The sequence below is a fragment of the Uliginosibacterium paludis genome (assembly GCF_039631355.1).
Classification (GTDB): domain Bacteria; phylum Pseudomonadota; class Gammaproteobacteria; order Burkholderiales; family Rhodocyclaceae; genus Uliginosibacterium; species Uliginosibacterium paludis.
On record NZ_JBDIVF010000018.1, the window covers coordinates 1 to 20,412 of the forward strand.

The following is a 20,412-nucleotide window of genomic DNA, read 5'->3' on the forward strand; positions in this document are numbered from 1 at the left end:
TGTGGGTCAGGCGAACCAGGTGGTCGGCAATCTCAGCGTTCTCCGAGGACAGCTTGGGTGAGTAGCGATAGCAGCGCACGCTGACCTTCCTATTCTGGACCACGCGCTGTGCCATCTCGCGCCGACGAGATGGCTTCACCACTTTTTTGCCAGCGCCTCCGCCACGATCTCGGCCTTGAGCCGCTCTTCGGCGTACATCTTCTTGAGCCGACGATTCTCTTCCTCCAGCTCCTTCATCCGCGCCATCAGTGAGGCGTCCATGCCGCCGTACTTGGCCCGCCACTTGTAGAAAGTCGCCGAGCTGATGCCGTGCTCACGACATAGTTCCGGCACAGGGCTGCCGCCCTCAGCCTGCTTGAGAATGGCAATGATCTGACTGTCTGAAAACCGCGAGGTCTGCATGTAAAACTTCCTCCCATCCATTTCGAGAAAATTCTACTTCTGACCACCGCCACTTTCCGGGGGGATTACCCGACTTTCGAGGGCATGCGAGGTGCATGCGCCTGCCATCGCGCCTTATGCATGCAAACGTTTGGCGCGACTCAGGGCCTCAGCCGATGACGGCGACAGCCAGACATTCGTCAACGCGGATCATCCCGCCACGCCGGGTTCGCTGGTTGCGAATCGCACCTTGCATGCGGGCCGTACTATCTGGCGTGGGCGGTAGCCTGTCAGGCTTTTGTCGGGCAAGACCCACTAAAGGACCCCACAGAGCTTTGGCTGACTCAACGTGAAGCAGTTTGAGGAAGTGCTGCGGGCGAATAGGACCAGCTTTTTTGCCAGGCGGCGTAAATAGCGTTTGGATATTCTGGCTTGCCGAGGCTTCCGTTGTAGCGCCCCAAGGCCCGGAAGAGGTCGCCCTTTTCGATGTCCAGATAATGTCGGAGGATTGTGCATCCGTATCTGAGGTTCGTGCGCAGATGGAACAGGTTTTGGTCCGGGCTGCCTATTTGCCTGACCCAGAACGGCATGACCTGCATAAGGCCACGCGCGCCGACGCTTGAGACCGCGTACTTTCGGAAGCCGCTTTCGACCTGGATAAGTCCAAGTACTAATTGAGGGTCAAGGCCGGCGCGTTGCGCTTCGTAATAGACGGTCTTCAGAAATTCTATTCGTTCCTGGATGTCGGGCATGCGTCGCGCAAGCCGTGGTGTCATTTCGTTGAGCCAACGGATTTTTTCTTCAACGGAAGGAAAAATCGGCTCTGGTGCGCTCTGGTCTGCAACGCTGGACTGGAGGACTGCCCGTACGCTGGCTGCCAGGAACTCTTCCCGCTGTGCGCCAGCGTGAGCAGTAGCGCTCACCAAGCTCAAGCAGGCCAGCAGTACGAGGACAATCCTTTTCACGTTCAGTCAGCCAAGAATGCGTGTGCGGACGAAATCCAGCGCATCGGCCGTCGATACTTTCGTGGCCTCGGGATCCCGTCGCCCTTGGTATTCAATCATCCCTTCCTTGAGACCGCGATCTCCGATCACGACACGATGTGGGACGCCAATCAACTCCCAGTCAGCAAACATGACGCCAGGGCGTTCATCTCTATCATCCAGGATGACGTCAAAACCGGCTTGGACGAGCTCCTCGTACAGACGGGTTGCACTATCGCGAACAACTTCGGATCTGCTCCAGCCCATCGGGCAGATGACAAGCTGGAATGGGGCTATGGCTGTGGGCCAGATAATGCCCTTGTCGTCGAAATTCTGTTCAATGGCTGCGCCCATGATACGAGTGACACCCACACCATAGCAGCCCATTTCCATGATCTGCTCTTTGCCGTCTTCACCGATGAACTTGCAGCCCATGGCTTCGGAATAACGCGTACGCAGCTGGAAAATGTGGCCAACTTCGATGCCGCGACAGATCGCCAGCAATCCTTTGCCGTCAGGCGAGGGGTCTCCGGCAACGGCGTTCCGGATGTCTGCAACCAAGGGCTCAGGGAAATCGCGACCAATGTTCGCACCAGTGAAGTGCTGGTCGGTTTCGTTCGCACCGATCACAAAATCGGCCATCACGGCAACCGAGCGATCCATGTAAATCCGGCCATTGAAACCGACAGGGCCAAGAGAGCCGGGCTCCGCGCCGAAGGCTGCGCGAATGCTGGCGGGGCTTGCAAAGCGCAAGGGCGAAAACACGCCTTCGAGCTTCGCTGCCTTGATTTCGTTGAGCTCATGGTCGCCGCGGACTAGGAGCAAAACCGGCGCACCGTCGTCACCTTCGACCACGATGGCCTTGACGGTCCTGGTTTCGGCGATTTTCAGAAACTCAGCAAGCTGCGCAATCGTCTTAACGCCGGGCGTAGCGATCCTGGTGAGCGCTTCTGTCGGTGCAGGGCGCGATAAGGCGGGGGGCAGGGCTTCGGCGAGTTCAACGTTGGCGGCGAAATCGGAATCGGGGCAGTAGGCAATTGCATCTTCACCGGTTTCCGCGATTACATGAAACTCATGTGACCCGGTACCGCCGATAGCGCCCGTATCCGCAGAAACCGCCCGGAACTCCAGCCCGAGGCGTTCGAAAATCCGCGAATAAGCCGAGAACATGTTCTGGTATTCGCGCTTGAGATCTTCAAAGCTCGCATGGAAAGAGTAGGCGTCCTTCATGGTGAACTCCCGCCCGCGCATGATGCCGAAGCGGGGACGGCGTTCGTCACGGAACTTGGTCTGGATCTGATACAGACTCTTCGGCAGTTGACGGTAGCTGCGTACATCCTGGCGGACGATGTCGGTAATCACCTCTTCGGATGTAGGCTGCATCACGAAGTCGCGTTGATGCCGATCCTTGAAGCGGAGCAGTTCATCGCCCATTTTTTCGAAGCGCCCAGTCTCCTGCCACAGTTCGGCGGGCTGAACAATCGGCATGGAAAGCTCAACGGAGCCCGCCCGATTCATTTCTTCACGAATGATGTTTTCGATTTTCCGGATGACTCGCAGACCCATCGGCATGTAGTTGTAGATGCCTGCCGACAGTTTCTTGATGAAGCCCGCGCGCATCATGAGTTTGTGACTGACGATCTCGGCGTCGGAGGGGGCTTCCTTGAGGGTGGAGATATAGAACTGGCTGGCGCGCATGGTCGGGCTGTCGAAGAGGATTGGTAGACAATCGCTGATTGTACCCGACGCCCTGAAAAGCTGTGCAGATGGGCCTTGCAGAAGGTTTCCTTGGGCGCCGAACTGTGAAAGAATCAGGGCAGTTCATGAAATTCAGGGTGATACCCATGCTCGATCGCGACGGCTACCGGCCGAACGTCGGCATCGTTATCGTCAACCCGAACAACGAGGTTTTCTGGGGCAAACGCATCCGCGAGCATTCTTGGCAGTTTCCGCAAGGTGGCATCAAGCAGGGCGAAACGCCCGAGCAGGCGATGTACCGCGAACTCTACGAGGAGGTCGGATTGCGTCCCGAGCACGTTCGCGTGCTTGCCCGGACTCGTGACTGGTTGCGCTATGACGTGCCTAAGCACTGGATCAAACGCGAGTGGAGAAGTACCTACCGTGGCCAGAAGCAGATCTGGTTTCTATTGCGCCTGACGGCCCGTGACTGCGATATCAACTTGCGTGCCAGCGGTCATCCGGAGTTTGATGCTTGGCGCTGGGCTGGGTACTGGGTTCCACTGGAAGGCGTCATTGAGTTCAAGCGCGGCGTCTACAAGTATGCGCTGAATGAGCTCGGCAACTCGCTTTTTGACGGCGACTTCAAGTCCCGTCCCCGTGCTTACGATATCGAAATCCATGCAAGGCAGGGCTAACATGTCGCGTCTGGACAAGATGATTGCGGGCTTTGATCGGGCTTTGCGGACGCTGGCTGCTGCGCCTCGGTCGGTACGGGTTATCCCAGGCAAGGATCTGCCGGAGACCGTCACCGATTCACAGGAAAAAAGGCATGTTGCCGGCCTGATGCGTGTGAATCACGTTGGTGAGATATGTGCACAAGCCCTCTACCAGGGGCAGGCTCTGACCGCTCGGACTGACGATGCGCGAGAGGCGCTGAGCCATGCCGCCGATGAAGAGACCGAGCATCTGGCTTGGACGCTTCACCGCATCAAGGAGCTGAACGGCCGGACCAGTTTGCTCAATCCCTTGTGGTATGGCGGTGCGTTGGCTATTGGCGTAGGCGCAGGTGTCGCCGGAGACCGATGGAGTCTCGGGTTTCTCGCGGAAACCGAACGTCAGGTTGAAGCCCATCTGGCGTCTCATCTGGAACGCATTTCCGCGCGGGATGAAAAAACGCGCCGCATTCTTGAGCAAATGAGCGCTGATGAAGCCGCTCATGCCGCAATGGCTGTCAGGCTCGGCGGGGCTGAATTGCCACCGCCGGCCAGGCTGGCAATGAAGCTGGCGTCAAAAGTGATGACGACGGTTGCCTACAGGATCTGACGCGGCGATGGGTTTTGTGCCCGAGGTTACGCTGTCGTGTCGATGATTTCGTAGTCGTGCGTGATCGTCGCCGTTTTGCCCAGCATGATGGACGCTGAACAGTATTTTTCGGCAGAGAGCTTGATTGCTCGCTCGACAGCCTCCGGCTTCAGATTCTCGCCGCTCACGGTAAAGTGATAGTGAATCCGGGTGAAGACCTTTGGGTCGGCTTCTGCCCTGTCGGCTGAGAGGCTGACTTCGCAGCCTTTGACGGCATGCCGTCCGCGCTTGAGGATCAGTACTACGTCATAGGCGGAGCAGCCGCCGGCGCCAGCCAGGATCAGTTCCATGGGGCGGGGGGCCTGGTTCTGGCCGCCAAGCTCTGCAGCCCCTTCCATCCTGATCGCGTGACCGCTTTCTGTTTCGGCAACAAAGCGGGCATCGCCGTCCCATTTAAGCTTGCATTTCATGTGTTTCTCCCTGTAGTCCAACAAACTTTCTCTTATGCCATACAACACCCCTTCCGGGTAGGGGGAGATCACGGAGAATCAAGCCTGCGCGGCTTCCAAACACTCCCACACTGCTTCGTTGATGCAGTGCATCAAGAAAAACTATTTGCACATAGAAAGATTCTGGGTCTGAGATGGATGTTAGTTCTTGCGTTGGACCATCTCGCTTCGCATAATGGGCTCACGTTGATCGCGTTGAGTTATCCGTGATCCCCCGATTGTCTCCTCCACCCTCCTCCTTTGGTGTGGACTTGGCGCAGCCCCACAAGGGCTGCGTTTTTTTATGTATCCCGGTCGTCTGAGCCTGCTTCTGTGCGCAAATCTGTTTGACACGGAGGATTTTGCGGGCTTATACTTGCCGACTTTCCGCGCACGGGTGTCCGTTTTGCGCACAATAAGACAAGACTAGAGGAAACTCTGATGAAGACCTTTTCCGCCAAGCCGCATGAAGTGACGCACGACTGGTTCGTCGTCGATGCGACCGACAAGGTGCTTGGTCGTCTGGCCAGCGAGATTGCCCGCCGTCTGCGTGGCAAGCACAAGGCTATCTATACGCCTCACGTCGATACCGGTGATTTCATCATCGTTACCAACGTGGAAAAGCTGCGTGTGACTGGCGACAAGGCACTGGACAAGAAGTACTACCGTCACTCGGGCTACCCGGGCGGTATCTACGAAACCAATTTCACCAAGCTGCAACAGCGCTTCCCCGCTCGTGTGCTGGAGAAGGCCGTGAAGGGCATGCTGCCCAAGGGCCCGCTCGGCTACGCAATGCTCAAGAAGCTCAAGTGCTACGCTGGTGGAGAGCATCCGCACGCTGCGCAGCAGCCCAAGGTGCTGGACATCTAATCTAGGAGCGAGAAAATGCCCGTTGGTCAATATAACTACGGCACGGGTCGTCGCAAGACTGCGGTGGCTCGCGTATTCATCAAGGCCGGTTCCGGCAAGATTGTTGTGAACGGCAAGCCGGTTGACGAGTTCTTCTCGCGCGAAACCGGTCGCATGGTTGTGCGTCAGCCGCTGCAGCTGACCGAAACTGCAGATCGTTTCGACATCATGGTCAACGTGACCGGCGGTGGTGAATCGGGTCAGGCCGGTGCCGTGCGTCATGGCATCACTCGTGCCCTGATCGACTTCAGCCCCGAGCTGAAGCCCGCTCTGAAGAAGGCTGGCTTCGTGACTCGTGATGCTCGTGAAGTCGAGCGTAAGAAAGTTGGTCTGCGCAAGGCTCGCCGCGCAAAGCAGTTCTCGAAGCGTTAATCGTTTCAGACTCGAGAAAAACCCGCTTCGGCGGGTTTTTTCGTTTACCCGTCCGTTATGTTGCCGCAGGATTCGAATCGATGGCATGAAAAAGGACCGCATGCGCGGTCCTTTCGGGGGTTAGCCTTTGCCGTGGTTCAGGGGTCGATGTGCTGACGAATCCTGCGAACGATGCTCTCTGCATCAAGGCCGATTTCCTTCATCAGCTGAGTCTGATCCCCGTGATCAATGAAACGGTCGGGGAGGCCCAGGCGCAGAACACGTGTGAGCACTCCGGCGCTTTCGAGAACTCTGGCGACTTCGCTGCCGGCTCCGCTGATCACCGCATTTTCTTCGAGCGTGACCAGCAGCTCATGATCTGCGGCGAGCTCCTGAACGAGTTTGGCGTCAATCGGTTTGGCAAAGCGCATATTGGCGACTGTCGCATCGAGCTGGTCTGCGACTTTCAGGGCTTCGTGGAGGAGTGTTCCGAACGCCAGCAGTGCAATCTTCTGCCCCTTGCGACGCAGCTCTCCCTTGCCTAGCGGGACTTCCGTCATTTCGGTGGCCGGCGTTGTACCACAGCCGCTACCGCGCGGATAGCGTACTGCCGTTGGGCAATCCTGCCGGTAGGCCGTGAACAGCATCTGCCTGCATTCGTTTTCATCGCTCGGCGTCATGACGACGATGTTGGGCACGCTGAGCAGATAGGAGAGGTCAAACGCGCCGTGGTGGGTCGCGCCATCTGCGCCGACGAGGCCGCCCCGGTCAATCGCCAGCATGACAGGGAGGTTCTGCAGGGCAATGTCGTGAATCAACTGGTCATACGCGCGCTGCAGGAAGGTGGAGTAGATGGCGACTACCGGCTTTGCGCCTTCGCAGGCAAGTCCCGCGGCGAAGGTCAGGGCGTGTTGCTCCGCAATGCCCACGTCGAAGTAGCGTTCCGGGTATTCCTGTTCGAAGCGGACGAGTCCCGAGCCTTCCCGCATGGCAGGCGTAATGGCGATCAGCCGGTCGTCCCGGGAAGCCATGTCGCACAGCCAGTCGGAGAAAACCTGTGTGAAGGTCAGCTTGCCCGCGCCCTTGCTGCTCTGGATGCCGGCCTGCTGGTCGAACTTGCCAACGCCGTGGTAGAGCGTCGGATCGGCCTCTGCAAGCTTGTAGCCGTGCCCCTTGCGAGTGATGACGTGCAGGAACTGGGGGCCCTTGAGATTGCGGATGTTCTGGAGCGTCGGAATCAGTGCGTCCAGATCGTGTCCATCGATCGGGCCGATGTAGTTGAAGCCGAATTCTTCGAACAGTGTGCTCGGGGTCACGAAGCCTTTTACATGCTCTTCGACCTTGCGGGTGAGAGAGGCGCCAAGGACTTTTTCGCCTGCCCGGCGTGCTGCAGCGTAGGTCCGTCCCGACAGCAGGCGCGCCAGGATCTTGGTCAGGGCGCCGACGGGAGGAGAGATGGACATCTCGTTGTCATTGAGCACCACGAGCAGATTGGCATCACTCACTCCGGCGTTGTTCAGAGCTTCGAAAGCCATGCCGGCCGACATGGCGCCATCGCCGATGACGGCAATGCCATGCCGGCTTTCGCCTTTGAGTTTGGCGGCCACGGCCATGCCGAGCGCGGCAGAAATCGATGTGGACGAATGCGCAGTGCCGAAGGTGTCATATTCGCTTTCGCTGCGTCGCGGGAAGCCCGAGATGCCGTGATACTGCCTCAGCCCGGCCATGGCCTCGCGGCGGCCGGTCAGGATCTTGTGGGCGTAAGTCTGGTGTCCCACATCCCAGACGATGCGATCTTCGGGCGTGTTGAAAACGTAGTGCAGCGCAACGGTGAGTTCGATGGTTCCGAGATTGGAGGAAAGGTGTCCTCCGGTTCTGGAAACGGACTCGACGAGGAAGTCGCGCAGCTCGTCCGTGAGGACGGCCAGCTGCTTGCGTTCGAGGTTTCTCAGCTCTGCCGGCGAATTGATGGACTCCAGCAGTGGATAGGCGGTCATGTAAGGGAGCCTTGTCTTGTGTTGGGTAAGCGCGGCAGTTCAGAACTGGCGGCTGACGATGTATCGCGCCATTTCGCGCAGGCGCAGGGCACGATCGCCCAGCGTCGCGATGGCTTCCTCTGCCTGGCGCGCCAGCTCTTCGGCCAGCTTCCTGGACTCGGAAAGACCTAGCAGGCTGACATAGGTCGGCTTGTTATTGGCGGCATCCTTGCCGGCCGTCTTGCCCAGCGTGGCGGTGTCGGCCGTGGCGTCCAAGACGTCATCCACCACTTGAAACAGCAGGCCGATGCATTTTGCGTACTGGTCCAGTTGCCGGAGCGCTTCGTCATTCAGATCGCCGGCCAGGCCTCCCAGCAAGACCGCGGCACGGATCAGCGCGCCGGTTTTGTGGAGGTGCATGACCTCCAGCTCGGCCAGGCTGATTTCCTTGCCTACGGAGCCCAGGTCGATGGCCTGGCCTCCTGCCATGCCGCGCGAGCCGGAAGCCTGGGCCAGCGTGTGCAAGGCACGCAACTGGCGGGACGCGTCGCCAAACAGGCCGGGCGCCGAGAGGAGGTCAAAGGCCTGGGTCTGCAGCGCGTCGCCGACGAGTAGTGCGGTTGCCTCGTCATACTGGACGTGTACCGTGGGTTTGCCACGGCGCAGGCTGTCATCGTCCATGCAGGGCATATCGTCATGAACAAGGGAGTAGACGTGGATGCATTCGACCGCACAGGCCGCCGCTTCCAGCGCCGCAGTGCAGGCTTTGGAAACTTCACCTGCTGCAAAGGCCAGCAGGGGGCGAACACGCTTGCCGCCGCCCAGCGTGGTGTAACGCATGGCTTCGTGCAAACGGCTCGGGGCAATGGTCGCTCCCGGCAGGGCTGCGTCGAGCGCCCGCTCGGCACGCTGCTGCTGCTGTGCCATCCATTCGGAAAATCTGGGGTCAGACATCGGTTTCTCCGGACAAGTCCTGCAGGTTTCCGTTTTCCAGGATGCGGATTTTCTGCTCCGCAGCGTTAAGCGTTCCCTGACACTGCCGGAGCAATTCGATTCCCCGCTGATAGCGGGACAGGGCTTCTTCCAGCGGCAGCTCGTCCTGCTCCATTGCCGCGACGATTGCCTCGAGTTCGGCGACCGCTCTTTCGAAGCTGAGCGGCGGTTCGGATTGTTTCTTGACCATTCTGTTCAGGCGGGTTTGTTCGCTGCCGGCTCGGGTAAACTCACAATTATAATTTAATGCTCCGCTTTGATGAGCGCCGTATCCGGTTTGAAAGGATCGCACGGACCATGTTGTTGAACGAAAGTCAGACCCGCCTTGCTCCGGCTGCTTCGCAGCTGCCGGTGGCCGCCTATTTTGACCAGACACTGTTCGAACACGAGAAGCGGCTGCTTTTCGATGCCGGGCCGGGTTATGTGGGGCATGAGCTGATGGTGCCGGAGCCTCTGGATTTCCATACTCTGGGCTGGCAGGACCATGGCCGCATGCTGATGCGTGCGGAAGACGCCGTCTATGAAATGTCGAATATCTGCCGCCATCGCCAGGCCATCATGCTTGAAGGGCGGGGCAAGGCCCGTAATGTCGTGTGTCCGGTTCATCGCTGGACCTATTCCACCGAGGGAGAGCTGATCGGTGCGCCTCATTTTCCCCAGAACCCCTGCCTGAATCTGGGACGTACCAAGCTGGAGTCCTGGCAAGGTTTGCTCTTCAAGGGGCCGAGGCAGGCGAACGCAGACCTCGCCGGCATGAGGCTGGCGCCAGAGCTGGACTTTTCCGGTTATGTGCTGGGGCATGTCGAGCATCATGAATGCCACTACAACTGGAAAACCTTCATCGAGGTCTATCTCGAGGATTATCACGTCGTTCCCTTTCACCCGGGACTGGGCAATTTCGTGACCTGCGATGACCTGACCTGGCAGTTTGGCGACTGGTACTCGGTTCAGCGGGTCGGCATCACTGCTCTCAAGAAAGCAGGCAGCCCTGCCTACGAGCGGTGGCAGAAGGCGGTGCTCGATTACTACAACGGTGAAATGCCGCCGCATGGGGCGATCTGGCTGACCTATTTTCCGAACGTCATGGTGGAGTGGTATCCGCATGTGCTGGTCGTGAGTCATCTGCAGCCCTTGGCGGTGGACAGGACGCTGAATGTGGTCGAGTTCTATTACCCTGAAGAGATTGCCGCGTTCGAGCCTGAGTTCATCGAGGCGGAACGCGCGGCTTACATGGAAACCGCGGTGGAGGATGACGAGATCGGCGAGCGCATGGACCGCGGACGTCGTGCGCTGCTCAATGCCGGGCTGAACGAGACCGGCCCCTATCAGTCCCCCATGGAAGACGGCATGCAGCATTTTCACGAGTTCTATCGCCGGCTCATGAAGGCGCATCTGCCGCAAGGGTTTTGAGCGGAGCGTTGCGCTTATTCTTATTTTGTATAAGTCAATGATTTGATCTTGGTTCGATGGATATGGGCTTGCGGCATACTGTACTCACCCCTCAGACTTCAGGAGTCAGCATGAAGACGATTTTCAGGATTGCCGCGCTCGCACTGGTGCTCGCAGGCGTGGCGCAAGGCGCTTCGGCCCAGCAAAAGGAGTTGCTCAACGTTTCCTACGACGTTGCCCGGGATGTGTTCAAGGACTACAACCCGAAATTCCAGGCCGCTTACAAGGCCAGGACGGGTGAGACGATCAGCGTCAAGCAATCCCACGCAGGCTCTACCAAGCAGGTGCGTGCGGTGGCAGACGGTCTTGAAGCGGATGTAGTGACCATGAACCAGGCGACCGACATCACCTTCCTCGCCGAGAAAGGGCTCGTTGCCGCTGACTGGCAGAAGAAGTTTCCGAATGCAGCTTCGCCCTACACCTCGACCATGGTCTTCATCGTGCGCAAGGGCAACCCGAAGGCAATCAAGGATTGGGCTGACCTGGTGAAGGCCGGAACGCAGATCATCATTCCGCATCCCAAGAACACCGGCAACGGCCGCTATACCTATCTGGCGGCCTGGGGCCAGGCGCTGCGTCAGCCGGGCGGCAGTGACGCCACTGCGGCTGCTTACGTTCAGGCCTTCCTCAAGAACACGCCCTTGTTTGCCTCAGGCGGTCGTGACGCGACGACTACGTTCATGCAGCGCGGGCAGGGCGATGTGCTGATTACCTTCGAGAGCGAGGCGGAATTGATCGCCCGCGAGTTCGGTCGTGGCGGTTTTGAAGTGGTGTATCCGTCGCAATCGATCCGGGCGGAGTTCCCGGTAGCGATCGTCGACAAGGTTGTCGACAAGCGGGGCACTCGCAAGGAGGCTCAAGCCTATCTTGAATACCTGTGGAGCAAGGAAGGTCAGGAGAATGCGGCCGAAAACTACTTGCGCCCGATCGATGCCGAAGTGTTCAAGAAGTATGCCGCGCAGTTTCCCGCGATCAAGACCTTTACCGTAGAAGAGGTGTTCGGGGGCTGGGACAAGGCAACCGCCCTGCATTTCAAGGATGGCGGCAGCTTCGACAAGGTCTATCAGTCAAAGTAAGGTTCAATCACTTCCACAAGACCGGGCCGGCCTAGCCGGCCCGTTTTCATCATGACAAGCAGAAAACATCGCGTCCTGCCGGGGTTTGGTCTTTCGCTGGGCTACTCGCTCGTTTATCTCTCGCTGCTGGTGCTGATCCCCCTGGGAGGGCTGATTGCTCGCAGCGCGCAGATGTCGCTTTCCGAATTCTGGGCGATTGCGACGGCTGATCGGGCGCTGGCAGCCTATCGGGTGACTTTCGGCTGCGCCTTGATTGCCGCGCTGGTGAATGCGGTGTTCGGTCTGCTCGTGGCCTGGGTGCTGGTGCGTTACGATTTTTTCGGCAAGAAGCTCGTCGATGCATTCGTCGATCTGCCATTTGCCTTGCCTACCGCAGTGGCGGGCATCACCCTGACCACGCTTTACGCCAATACCGGCTGGATCGGGCGGTTCGTGGAAGGCGTGTTCGGCTACAAGGTGGCGTTTGCGCCACCCGGTATCGTGGTGGCGCTGATTTTCATCGGCATCCCCTTTGTCGTGCGAACCGTACAGCCGGTGATCGAGGATATCGAGCCGGAGGTGGAGGAGGCTGCTGCGAGTCTGGGGGCTTCGCGAATCCAGACATTCATCCGAGTCCTGCTGCCGGCCTTGGCGCCCGCGCTGCTCACGGGCTTCACCCTGTCTTTTTCGCGGGCAGTGGGTGAGTATGGTTCGGTCATTTTCATTGCGGGCAATATGCCGATGGTGTCTGAAATCACGCCCCTGCTGATCATTTCCAAGCTCGAGCAGTACGATATTGCGGGAGCGACCGTGCTGGCGGTCGTGATGCTGGTGATCTCCTTCCTGTTGCTGCTTGCGATCAATCTTTTGCAGTGGTGGACCGCCAACCGGCACAGCGGCCGCCACGTTGACGCAGGAGTGCAGGCATGAACGCCATCCGCCAGGTCAACACCGAATCCCGCCTGATGCGCTGGCTGCTGATCGCCTTCGCACTCGGCTTTCTGTTTTTCTTCCTCGGCTTGCCGCTGCTGGCCGTGTTCAGCGAAGCGCTGCGTCAGGGGTTTGGCCCGTACTGGAGCTCGCTGCAGGAGCCGGAGACCCTGGCCGCGATCAGGCTGACGCTGGTCGTTGCAGTGCTGGTGCTGCCGCTCAACATCCTCTTCGGCGTTGCCACGGCCTGGGCGATCGCGAAATTCGATTTTCGCGGCAAGAGCCTGCTGACCACCCTGATCGATCTGCCGTTTGCGGTGAGCCCGGTTGTCGCGGGGCTGCTTTTCATCCTGATCTTCGGCCGGCAGGGTTGGCTGGGGCCGTGGCTGGCCGAGCATGACATCAAGATCATTTTTGCCTTGCCCGGCATGATCGTCGCGACCATGTTCATTACCGTGCCCTACATCGCGCGCGAGCTGATTCCGCTCATGCAGGCGCAGGGCAAGGACGAGGAGGAGGCCGCGGTGTCGCTCGGCGCCTCGGGCTGGCAGATGTTCTGGCGGGTGAGCCTGCCGAACATCAAATGGGGCCTCCTCTACGGCGTGATCCTGTGCAACGCCCGGGCCATGGGCGAATTCGGCGCGGTGAGTGTCGTCAGTGGTCACATCCGGGGCGAGACCAACACGCTGCCATTGCATGTCGAGATCCTTTACAACGAATACAACTCTGTCGGCGCTTTTGCCGCAGCGTCGGTGCTGGCCTTGCTGGCCCTGGTGACCTTGGCTGCGAAGACCTTTGTCGAGTGGCGCATGGCCCGGGAAACCGCGATGCTCGAGGCGGATCTGCCGCCGGAAGCGGTAAAACATGAATCATGATCGGGATACTGCGCCGGCGGCCTGCCACAGCGCGTGCGTGAGGAATTGAAATGAGCATTGAAGTCAGGAACATCAGCAAGCGCTTCGGGAATTTCGCTGCGCTCGACAATATTTCGCTGGAAATTCCCACGGGCGAACTCGTGGCACTTCTTGGTCCTTCGGGCTGCGGCAAGACGACGCTGCTGCGGATCATTGCCGGCATGGAGAGCGCGGATTCCGGCTCCGTCCTGTTTCACGGAGCGGAGGCGACGCATGTCCATACGCGTGAGCGCCAGGTGGGCTTCGTTTTTCAGCACTACGCGCTGTTCCGGCACATGACGGTGTTCGAGAACGTGGCTTTCGGGCTCCGCGTGAAGCCGCGGGCCGAACGTCCGGCTGAAGCCGAAATCCGCGAACGGGTGATGAATCTGCTCAAGCTGGTTCAACTGGACTGGCTGGCGGATCGCTATCCTTCACAGCTCTCCGGTGGCCAGCGTCAGCGGATTGCCCTGGCGCGCGCCCTGGCGGTGGAGCCCAAGGTGCTGCTGCTGGACGAGCCTTTCGGCGCGCTCGACACCCAGGTGCGCAAGGAGCTGCGCCGCTGGCTGCGCCGCCTGCATGACGAGATGCATATCGCCTCGGTTTTCGTGACGCACGATCAGGAAGAGGCGCTGGAAGTCGCCGATCGCGTGGTGGTGATGAACAAGGGGCGCATCGAGCAGCTCGGCACGCCTGACGAAGTGTATTCAGCGCCGGCCAGTCCTTTCGTCTATCGCTTCCTGGGCAATGTGAACGTCTTTCACAGCCGGCTGCACGGAAAATGGGCCGAGGTCGACAGCGCCATTGGAAAAGCGAAGGACGACTCGCTGGCCTTCGTGCGGCCGCATGACATCGAAATCACGCGCGAGGCGTCCAGCGGCGCGCTGCAGGCGGGCGTACAACATGTGCAGGCCATCGGTCCGCTGGTGCGCGTCGAGGTCGAGCATCAGGGCGAGGTCATCGAGGTCGAGCTCACGCGCGAGCAGCATCAGGCGCTGGCACTGGCCGCGGGCGAAATCGTGTGGCTGCGGCCGCGCAAGCTTCGGGTATTCCAGGGAAACGACATGGTCGACTCCCGCGACTTCGATCTGGGCGCGGGGATCTGACCGGTCTGGTGCTCAGACTTGTCTGAGCACCAGATTGTCGCGATGGATCAGTTCGGGCTCTTCGATGTAGCCCAGAAGCATTTCGAATTCGCTGCTTGCATGGCGCGCAATGCGGCGCGCTTCCGGGCTGGCGTAGTTGCTCAGGCCGCGAGCCAGCTCGTTTCCGGCCGTATCGACGCATGCCACGGCCGCACCCCGACCGAACTCTCCCCTGACTTCGATCACGCCGATTGAAAGCAGGCTGGCGCCCCCCTGAAGCGCCCGCACTGCGCCCGCATCCAGCACGAAGCTGCCGGCGAGCTGAAGGTGGTCTGCCAGCCACTGCTTGCGGGCGGCGAGTGGCGTGCGGGAGGCGTAGAGCAGGGTGCCCAGTGCTTCACCGGCAGCCAGACGCAGCAAGGGGTTTTCCTCGCGGCCGGAGACGATCAGGGTGTGGGCGCCGGAGCTCGCTGCACGCTGAGCCGCGCGAATCTTGGTGATCATGCCGCCACGCGAGATGCCGGTACCGGCGCCTCCCGCCATGGCTTCGTAGCTGCGGTCTTCCGCATGGCCTTCCGAGATCAGCGTGGCCGTCGGGTCCTTGCGCGGATCTGCGGTGTAGAGACCTTTCTGATCGGTCAGGATGATCAGCGCATCGGCTTCGATCAGATTGGCAACCAGCGCGCCGAGCGTGTCGTTATCACCGAATTTGATTTCGTCGGTCACGACTGTGTCGTTCTCGTTGATGATCGGCACCACGCCGAGCTCGAGCAGCTTCGACAGCGTCGAGCGCGAGTTCAGGTAACGCAGCCGATCCGCAAGATCCGCATGGGTCAGCAGGAGTTGAGCGGTTTTCAGCCCGTACTGGTTGAACGCACCTTCATAGGCTTGAGCCAATCCCATCTGTCCGACTGCAGCCGCGGCCTGCAGGGCATGCGTTTCGGCAGGGCGTTCGCTCCAGCCCAGGCGCTGCATGCCGGCCGCAATGGCACCGCTCGAGACCAGCACGATTTCACGGCCTTCGGCGCGCAACGCCGCGATCTGCCGGGCCCAGTCACCGATGGCGGTCAGATCCAGGCCGGCCCCGTTGTTGGTGACGAGCGCGGAGCCTACTTTGACGACAAGGCGACGGGCAGAGCGGATGGTGTTGCGCATGGTGTCCAGGTTTTTCGGTCAGATCGTCCGGAAGGTGGCCACTGGCCGGTTTCCGGTGTGAGCGTGGGCTATGCCCGGATTCCGCAGGGCGGAGCCGAGTCAGATTGAGGCGCGGTCAGCGGGCGTAGATGATCTCGCCCTCGAAATCGTCATCGTCATCTTCCTCTTCGTCCTCATCGTCGTCAGAGCCGATGGGGTAGGCGTCCGGCCCCGCGGCGACCGCGGCAAGCTGTTCTTCCTCCGTCCAGCGCGGCAGCGCATCGATGAAGTCCTGCAGGGCGAAGATCAGCGGCTGGCAGCCGTTGCCACTGATACCGGAAATCGCGAACCAGCGATCCGGCTCACCATAGGCGTCGAGGAAGGTCCGCACGCGTGCGTCGCGTTCTTCCTCGGGGATCAGGTCCAGCTTGTTCAGCACCAGCCAGCGAGGCTTGTCGGCCAGCGATTCGTCGTACTTGCGCAGCTCCTCGACGATGGCGCGAGCCTCGTAAACCGGGTCGGTTTCCGGGTCAAAGGGGGCGAGATCGACCAGATGCAGCAGCACGCGGGTGCGCTGCAGGTGGCGCAGGAAGCGGTGACCCAGACCGGCGCCTTCCGAGGCGCCTTCGATCAGGCCGGGAATGTCGGCAATGACAAAGCTGCGGCCTTCGCTGGTCCGGACGACCCCGAGATTCGGCGCCAGCGTCGTGAACGGGTAGCCGGCAACCTTGGGCTTGGCAGCAGAAACCGCGCGGATGAAAGTGGACTTCCCCGCATTGGGCATGCCCAGCAGCCCCACATCGGCAAGCACCTTGAGCTCAAGCGCCAGCTTGAAATGTTCGCCCGGTTCGCCATTGGTCTTCTGGCGGGGGGCACGATTAGTCGAGCTCTTGAAATGCAGGTTGCCCAGCCCACCCTTGCCGCCCCGCGCAATCAGGACCTGTTTGCCATCCTCGTTCAGATCGGCAATCAGTTCGCCGGTCTCATGATTCTTGATGATGGTGCCTACCGGCATGCGCAGGAAAAGGTCTTCTCCGCCCTTGCCGTAGCAGTCCGTGGAACCGCCTTTTTCGCCGTGCTCGGCGCGGAAGGTCCGCGTGTAGCGGAAGTCGACCAGGGTGTTGAGGTTGCGATCACCTACGGCGAAGATGTTGCCGCCACGGCCACCATCGCCACCATCCGGACCGCCTTTTGGGATGTATTTTTCGCGACGGAACGAGGCATTGCCGTTTCCACCGTCGCCGGCATAGACATCAATGCGCGCTTCGTCGAAAAATTTCATGATTGTTTGCTCGGTCTGAAAATGAAAAAGCCCCGTCGCTGCGCGAAGGGGCTTTCCTGCAATCGCGCGGGAAACAGGTCAGGCCTGGGTTTCCGGAACGATGGTCACGGTGCGGCGACGCTGAGCACCCTTGATCACGAACTGCACGCGACCCTTGACGAGTGCGAACAGGGTGTGATCCTTGCCCATGCCGACGTTGTCGCCGGGATGGTACTCGGTGCCACGCTGGCGGACGATGATGTTGCCAGCCAGAACCAGTTGACCACCGTAGCGCTTCACGCCCAGTCGTTTTGCTTCTGATTCGCGGCCGTTACGTGAACTGCCGCCTGCTTTTTTGTGTGCCATGGCGCATTAGCTCCTGCTTAGGCCGAAATCGCGTCGATGCGGATTTCGGTGTAGTTCTGACGGTGACCCTGGTGCTTCTGGTAGTGCTTGCGGCGGCGCATCTTGAAGATCTCGACCTTCTTGTGGCGACCCTGAGCCAGAATCGTGGCCTTGACACTTGCACCAGCAACCAGCGGCGCACCGATTTTCACGGAATCGCCTTCGCCGACCATCAGGATCTGGTCGAGCGTGATTTCAGTGCCAACGTCTGCCGGTATCTGTTCTACTTTGATTTTTTCGCCAGCGGCAACGCGATACTGCTTGCCACCGGTTTTTATGACCGCGTACATTTGGACTCCAATTACAAAGAGCGTGGGAAACCGTGGATTTTGCGTTGCCGTCGCAATAATGTCAAGCAAATCATCGGGCTGGCTTGACGCTCCCGCTGCTGCCCCCCTAACATCCGCGTTTCCCCAAAAACGCCCTGTGTGACTGCCTTGCAGCTCGAAAAAATCTACGAACCGGTCTCGGCTGACATGGAAGCCGTCAACCGCGTCATCCGCAGGAGCCTGTCTTCCGAGGTCGTCCTGATCAATCAGGTCTCCGATTACATCATCGGAGCGGGTGGCAAGCGCCTTCGTCCGGCACTACTCCTCTATGTGGCCAACGCGCTGGGCTATCAGGGGGGTCATCATCACGAGCTGGCTGCCGTGGTGGAATTCATTCATACCGCGACGCTGCTGCACGATGACGTGGTTGACGAGTCCGACCTGCGGCGCGGGCGCAGCACGGCCAATGCGATGTTCGGCAATGCGGCCGCCGTGCTGGTTGGCGACTTCCTTTATTCCCGCGCTTTCCAGATGATGGTCGGTGTCGGCAACATGCAGATCATGCAGGTGCTTGCCGATGCGACCAATATCATTGCAGAAGGCGAAGTGCTCCAGCTGCTCAATGTTCATAACGCGGACGTGTCGGTTGAGGATTACCTGCGGGTGATTCATTACAAGACGGCAACCCTGTTTGAGGCGTCGGCCCGGATCGGTGCAATCCTTGGCGGGCAGGATCTTGCAGGGCAGGAGCGGCTGGCCTCGTTTGGCCGCCATCTGGGGACTGCCTTCCAGATCGTGGATGACGTGCTGGATTACTCCGGCGACGAGGCTGAAACCGGCAAGCATCTCGGTGATGATCTGGCGGAGGGCAAGCCCACGCTTCCGCTGATCCATGTCATGCAGCACGGTACGCCGGAGCAGGCTTCGCTGGTCAGGACCGCAATCGAAGAGGGCGGGCGGGACGCGTTCGCCGAAGTGATTGCTGCCGTCAATGCGTGCGGGGCGCTCGAGGCCGCGAGTGCCTGTGCCGCGGCCGAAGCGAAGCTGGCGGCAGAAAATATTACTGAACTTCCCCCTTCCATTTTCAAAGAGTCACTGCTACAATTATGTTCTTTCGCAGTTGCGCGAACTTATTGAGAAATAAAAACGCAACGGCAATTACGGGGTGTAGCTTAGCCTGGTAGAGCGCTACGTTCGGGACGTAGAGGCCGGAGGTTCGAATCCTCTCACCCCGACCAGGTTTTCATGAAAGGCCGATGATTCGTCATCGGCCTTTCTGTTTTTGCGCGTCCGTCACACGCCTGGCATGTCGCGGGGCGTGGCCAGAGGTCCGCGCAGGAAGGCGCTGCCAAGGGGAGCATGAGTGCGGGGATGCTCATGCTATTCTCTTTCCCTTGTGCATACCTCGCCGGGAATGGCCGGCGAACTTCATGAATCTAGCTTTCCTGCTGCTGCTTCTGATCCTGCTGAACGGCATTTTCGCCATGGCTGAGATTGCCGTGGTGTCATCGCGCAAGGCGCGCCTCCAGAAAATGGCCGACGACGGCTCGCTGGGCGCCAAGGCTGCGCTCAAGCTCAACGACGAGCCTTCCTCCTTTCTGTCGACCATCCAGGTTGGCATTACTTCCATTGGCATTCTGAGCGGCGTGGTCGGCGAAGACGCTCTGGCCGAACCGATTGCTGCCTGGCTGCAGCAGTTTCCTGCGCTGCTTCCCTATGCACGTCCCTTCTCGGTGGGCGTGATCGTTGTGCTGATCACCTATCTTTCCGTCGTGGTGGGCGAACTCGTGCCCAAGCGTCTGGCGCTGCTGGCGCCGGAAGCCATTGCGTCTTTCATTGCCGGTCCGCTGACTTGGCTTTCGAAAGCGGCGGGGCCGCTGGTCTGGCTCTTCTCTGTGTCGGGAGACATCCTGCTTCGCCCGTTCAATGCCCGCCGTGCCGATGAGCCGCCGGTCACTGACGAGGAGATCAAGGTGCTGATGGAGCAGGGCGCCGAAGCCGGTGTTTTTCACGAAAGCGAGCAGGAAATCGTCTCCAACGTGCTGCGTCTGGATGAGCAACGCATCGGCACCATCATGACGCCGCGCAAGGACGTGCATTTCGTGGATCTGGACGAGGCAGACGAGCTGCGCGCGGCCATTTCGGACAGCGAATATGGCCGCCTGGTGGTCTGTCGCGGTGGTCTCGAGAACATTCTCGGCATCCTCCATGTGGCGGATCTGCTCAAGCCGGCCCTGGCCGGCGATCCGCTGGATGTGGAGTCCGTTACCCGTCCGGCGCTTTTCGTGCCGGAAACGGTGACGACTTCCCAGTTGCTGGAAAACTTCCGCAAGACCCGCGTGCAGTTTGCGTTGGTGGTGGACGAATATGGCGAACTCGAAGGTGTGGTCTCGCTGACCGATGTGCTGACCTCGATCGTTGGCGAACTGCCGGCGGATGACGAGGAGCCGGACGCCGACGCCATCCGCCGCGAGGATGGCAGCTGGTTGCTCGAAGCCTCGATGTCGATCGAGCGCTTTGACGATCTTTTCGACATGAGCGAATTGCCTGGTGCCGATACCGGTGGTTTTCACACCATTGGTGGCTTCGTGATGCATATGCTGGGCAGGGTGCCCCGCCCGGCGGACCATTTCGAATGCCAGGGCATGCGCTTCGAAGTGGTCGACATGGACCGCCATCGTGTTGACAAGGTGCTGATGACGCTCACCGCGCCACATGCTTCGCCCACTGGTTCTGATGGGGGCGAGCGCCCCTGATGCGCTTGCCTTGCGATGAAAAACGCCCCGCTTGACGGCAATGCCGCTCAGTTAAGCAAAGGCCCCTCGGGGCCTTTGCTATTTGTACAGTACAGGCTGTGCAACTGGAGCC

Annotated in this window: 21 protein-coding genes, 1 tRNA gene and 1 pseudogene; 12 read left to right on the forward strand and 11 right to left on the reverse strand. The window is 59.9% G+C overall.

The features are described from left to right. From ABDB87_RS20135 to ABDB87_RS20145, 3 genes and pseudogenes are all read right to left on the reverse strand, one after another. Nucleotides 1–402: pseudogene (locus tag ABDB87_RS20135) on the reverse strand (transposase); the annotation flags it as partial. A gap of 323 nt (nt 403–725) precedes the next feature. Beyond that, nucleotides 726–1,346 carry a lytic transglycosylase domain-containing protein gene (locus tag ABDB87_RS20140; protein ID WP_345930456.1) on the reverse strand — a complete coding sequence of 207 codons (621 nt, stop codon included), beginning with the start codon at nt 1,344–1,346 and terminating at the stop codon, nt 726–728. Between the two features lie 6 nt (nt 1,347–1,352). Further along, a complete protein-coding gene (locus ABDB87_RS20145) occupies nt 1,353–3,062 on the reverse strand; it encodes a proline--tRNA ligase (RefSeq protein WP_345930457.1) in 1,710 nt (569 codons plus the stop codon). Between the two features lie 146 nt (nt 3,063–3,208). On the opposite strand from ABDB87_RS20145, the gene ABDB87_RS20150 reads away from it, so the two are divergent. Beyond that, on the forward strand, nt 3,209–3,739 hold the full coding sequence (locus ABDB87_RS20150) for an RNA pyrophosphohydrolase (protein ID WP_345930460.1): 531 nt from the start codon (nt 3,209–3,211) through the stop codon (nt 3,737–3,739). Nucleotide 3,740: 1 nt separating this feature from the next. Beyond that, nucleotides 3,741–4,367: a 2-polyprenyl-3-methyl-6-methoxy-1,4-benzoquinone monooxygenase gene (gene coq7 / locus ABDB87_RS20155; RefSeq protein ID WP_345930461.1), complete on the forward strand. Its 627-nt coding sequence runs from the start codon at nt 3,741–3,743 to the stop codon at nt 4,365–4,367. 26 nt (nt 4,368–4,393) lie between these two features. Here coq7 and ABDB87_RS20160 read toward each other — a convergent pair whose 3' ends face one another. Continuing rightward, entirely contained in the window at nt 4,394–4,816 is a 423-nt protein-coding gene (locus ABDB87_RS20160; RefSeq protein ID WP_345930493.1) for an OsmC family protein, read from the reverse strand. Nucleotides 4,817–5,275: 459 nt separating this feature from the next. Here ABDB87_RS20160 and rplM point away from each other — a divergent pair, with 459 nt between their 5' ends. Together rplM and rpsI are read left to right on the forward strand one after the other, a co-directional pair. Then, on the forward strand, nt 5,276–5,704 hold the full coding sequence (gene rplM, locus ABDB87_RS20165) for a 50S ribosomal protein L13 (RefSeq protein ID WP_101942265.1): 429 nt from the start codon (nt 5,276–5,278) through the stop codon (nt 5,702–5,704). A 15-nt stretch (nt 5,705–5,719) separates the two neighbouring features. Then, nucleotides 5,720–6,115, forward strand: coding sequence for a 30S ribosomal protein S9 (rpsI, locus tag ABDB87_RS20170; protein WP_345930467.1), 396 nt, complete (start codon nt 5,720–5,722; stop codon nt 6,113–6,115). Between the two features lie 137 nt (nt 6,116–6,252). Here rpsI and dxs read toward each other — a convergent pair whose 3' ends face one another. Genes dxs through ABDB87_RS20185 form a run of 3 tightly spaced genes read right to left on the reverse strand, consistent with a single transcriptional unit; the run spans nt 6,253 to nt 9,253 of the window. Then, nucleotides 6,253–8,091: a 1-deoxy-D-xylulose-5-phosphate synthase gene (dxs, locus tag ABDB87_RS20175; protein WP_345930469.1), complete on the reverse strand. Its 1,839-nt coding sequence runs from the start codon at nt 8,089–8,091 to the stop codon at nt 6,253–6,255. A gap of 39 nt (nt 8,092–8,130) precedes the next feature. Beyond that, on the reverse strand, nt 8,131–9,024 hold the full coding sequence (locus ABDB87_RS20180) for a polyprenyl synthetase family protein (RefSeq protein WP_345930471.1): 894 nt from the start codon (nt 9,022–9,024) through the stop codon (nt 8,131–8,133). Next, nucleotides 9,017–9,253 carry an exodeoxyribonuclease VII small subunit gene (locus ABDB87_RS20185; RefSeq protein WP_345930472.1) on the reverse strand — a complete coding sequence of 79 codons (237 nt, stop codon included), beginning with the start codon at nt 9,251–9,253 and terminating at the stop codon, nt 9,017–9,019. Before ABDB87_RS20185 ends, ABDB87_RS20180 begins: the two co-directional genes overlap by 8 nt. A gap of 107 nt (nt 9,254–9,360) precedes the next feature. Between ABDB87_RS20185 and ABDB87_RS20190 the strand changes: the two genes are divergently transcribed. The 5 genes from ABDB87_RS20190 to ABDB87_RS20210 all read left to right on the forward strand — a co-directional run bounded on the left by ABDB87_RS20190 (nt 9,361) and on the right by ABDB87_RS20210 (nt 14,496). Beyond that, entirely contained in the window at nt 9,361–10,473 is a 1,113-nt protein-coding gene (locus tag ABDB87_RS20190; RefSeq protein ID WP_345930473.1) for an aromatic ring-hydroxylating oxygenase subunit alpha, read from the forward strand. 110 nt (nt 10,474–10,583) lie between these two features. Then, a complete protein-coding gene (locus tag ABDB87_RS20195) occupies nt 10,584–11,588 on the forward strand; it encodes a sulfate ABC transporter substrate-binding protein (protein WP_345930475.1) in 1,005 nt (334 codons plus the stop codon). A gap of 51 nt (nt 11,589–11,639) precedes the next feature. Continuing rightward, entirely contained in the window at nt 11,640–12,497 is an 858-nt protein-coding gene (cysT, locus tag ABDB87_RS20200) for a sulfate ABC transporter permease subunit CysT (protein ID WP_345930477.1), read from the forward strand. Continuing rightward, nucleotides 12,494–13,372, forward strand: coding sequence for a sulfate ABC transporter permease subunit CysW (gene cysW / locus ABDB87_RS20205; RefSeq protein WP_345930479.1), 879 nt, complete (start codon nt 12,494–12,496; stop codon nt 13,370–13,372). The genes cysT and cysW overlap by 4 nt, the downstream gene beginning before the upstream one ends. Nucleotides 13,373–13,422: 50 nt before the next feature. Beyond that, nucleotides 13,423–14,496: a sulfate/molybdate ABC transporter ATP-binding protein gene (locus ABDB87_RS20210; RefSeq protein WP_345930481.1), complete on the forward strand. Its 1,074-nt coding sequence runs from the start codon at nt 13,423–13,425 to the stop codon at nt 14,494–14,496. Nucleotides 14,497–14,508: 12 nt separating this feature from the next. Here ABDB87_RS20210 and proB read toward each other — a convergent pair whose 3' ends face one another. The 4 genes from proB to rplU all read right to left on the reverse strand — a co-directional run bounded on the left by proB (nt 14,509) and on the right by rplU (nt 17,565). Then, the gene (gene proB / locus ABDB87_RS20215; RefSeq protein ID WP_345930483.1) at nt 14,509–15,630 is read right to left on the reverse strand and encodes a glutamate 5-kinase; all 1,122 of its coding nucleotides are present in this window, start codon (nt 15,628–15,630) and stop codon (nt 14,509–14,511) included. Nucleotides 15,631–15,745: 115 nt separating this feature from the next. Next, nucleotides 15,746–16,891 carry an Obg family GTPase CgtA gene (gene cgtA, locus ABDB87_RS20220; RefSeq protein WP_345930485.1) on the reverse strand — a complete coding sequence of 382 codons (1,146 nt, stop codon included), beginning with the start codon at nt 16,889–16,891 and terminating at the stop codon, nt 15,746–15,748. 78 nt (nt 16,892–16,969) lie between these two features. Then, the gene (gene rpmA, locus ABDB87_RS20225) at nt 16,970–17,236 is read right to left on the reverse strand and encodes a 50S ribosomal protein L27 (RefSeq protein WP_345930487.1); all 267 of its coding nucleotides are present in this window, start codon (nt 17,234–17,236) and stop codon (nt 16,970–16,972) included. Between the two features lie 17 nt (nt 17,237–17,253). Next, nucleotides 17,254–17,565 carry a 50S ribosomal protein L21 gene (gene rplU, locus ABDB87_RS20230; RefSeq protein WP_345930489.1) on the reverse strand — a complete coding sequence of 104 codons (312 nt, stop codon included), beginning with the start codon at nt 17,563–17,565 and terminating at the stop codon, nt 17,254–17,256. A 186-nt stretch (nt 17,566–17,751) separates the two neighbouring features. Here rplU and ABDB87_RS20235 point away from each other — a divergent pair, with 186 nt between their 5' ends. From ABDB87_RS20235 to ABDB87_RS20245, 3 genes are all read left to right on the forward strand, one after another. Next, nucleotides 17,752–18,681, forward strand: a complete 930-nt coding sequence (locus ABDB87_RS20235) for a polyprenyl synthetase family protein (protein ID WP_345930495.1) — start codon at nt 17,752–17,754, stop codon at nt 18,679–18,681. A gap of 24 nt (nt 18,682–18,705) precedes the next feature. Beyond that, a tRNA-Pro gene (locus ABDB87_RS20240) sits at nt 18,706–18,782 on the forward strand. 192 nt (nt 18,783–18,974) lie between these two features. Further along, entirely contained in the window at nt 18,975–20,300 is a 1,326-nt protein-coding gene (locus tag ABDB87_RS20245) for a hemolysin family protein (protein ID WP_345930491.1), read from the forward strand. Nucleotides 20,301–20,412: the final 112 nt, after the last annotated feature.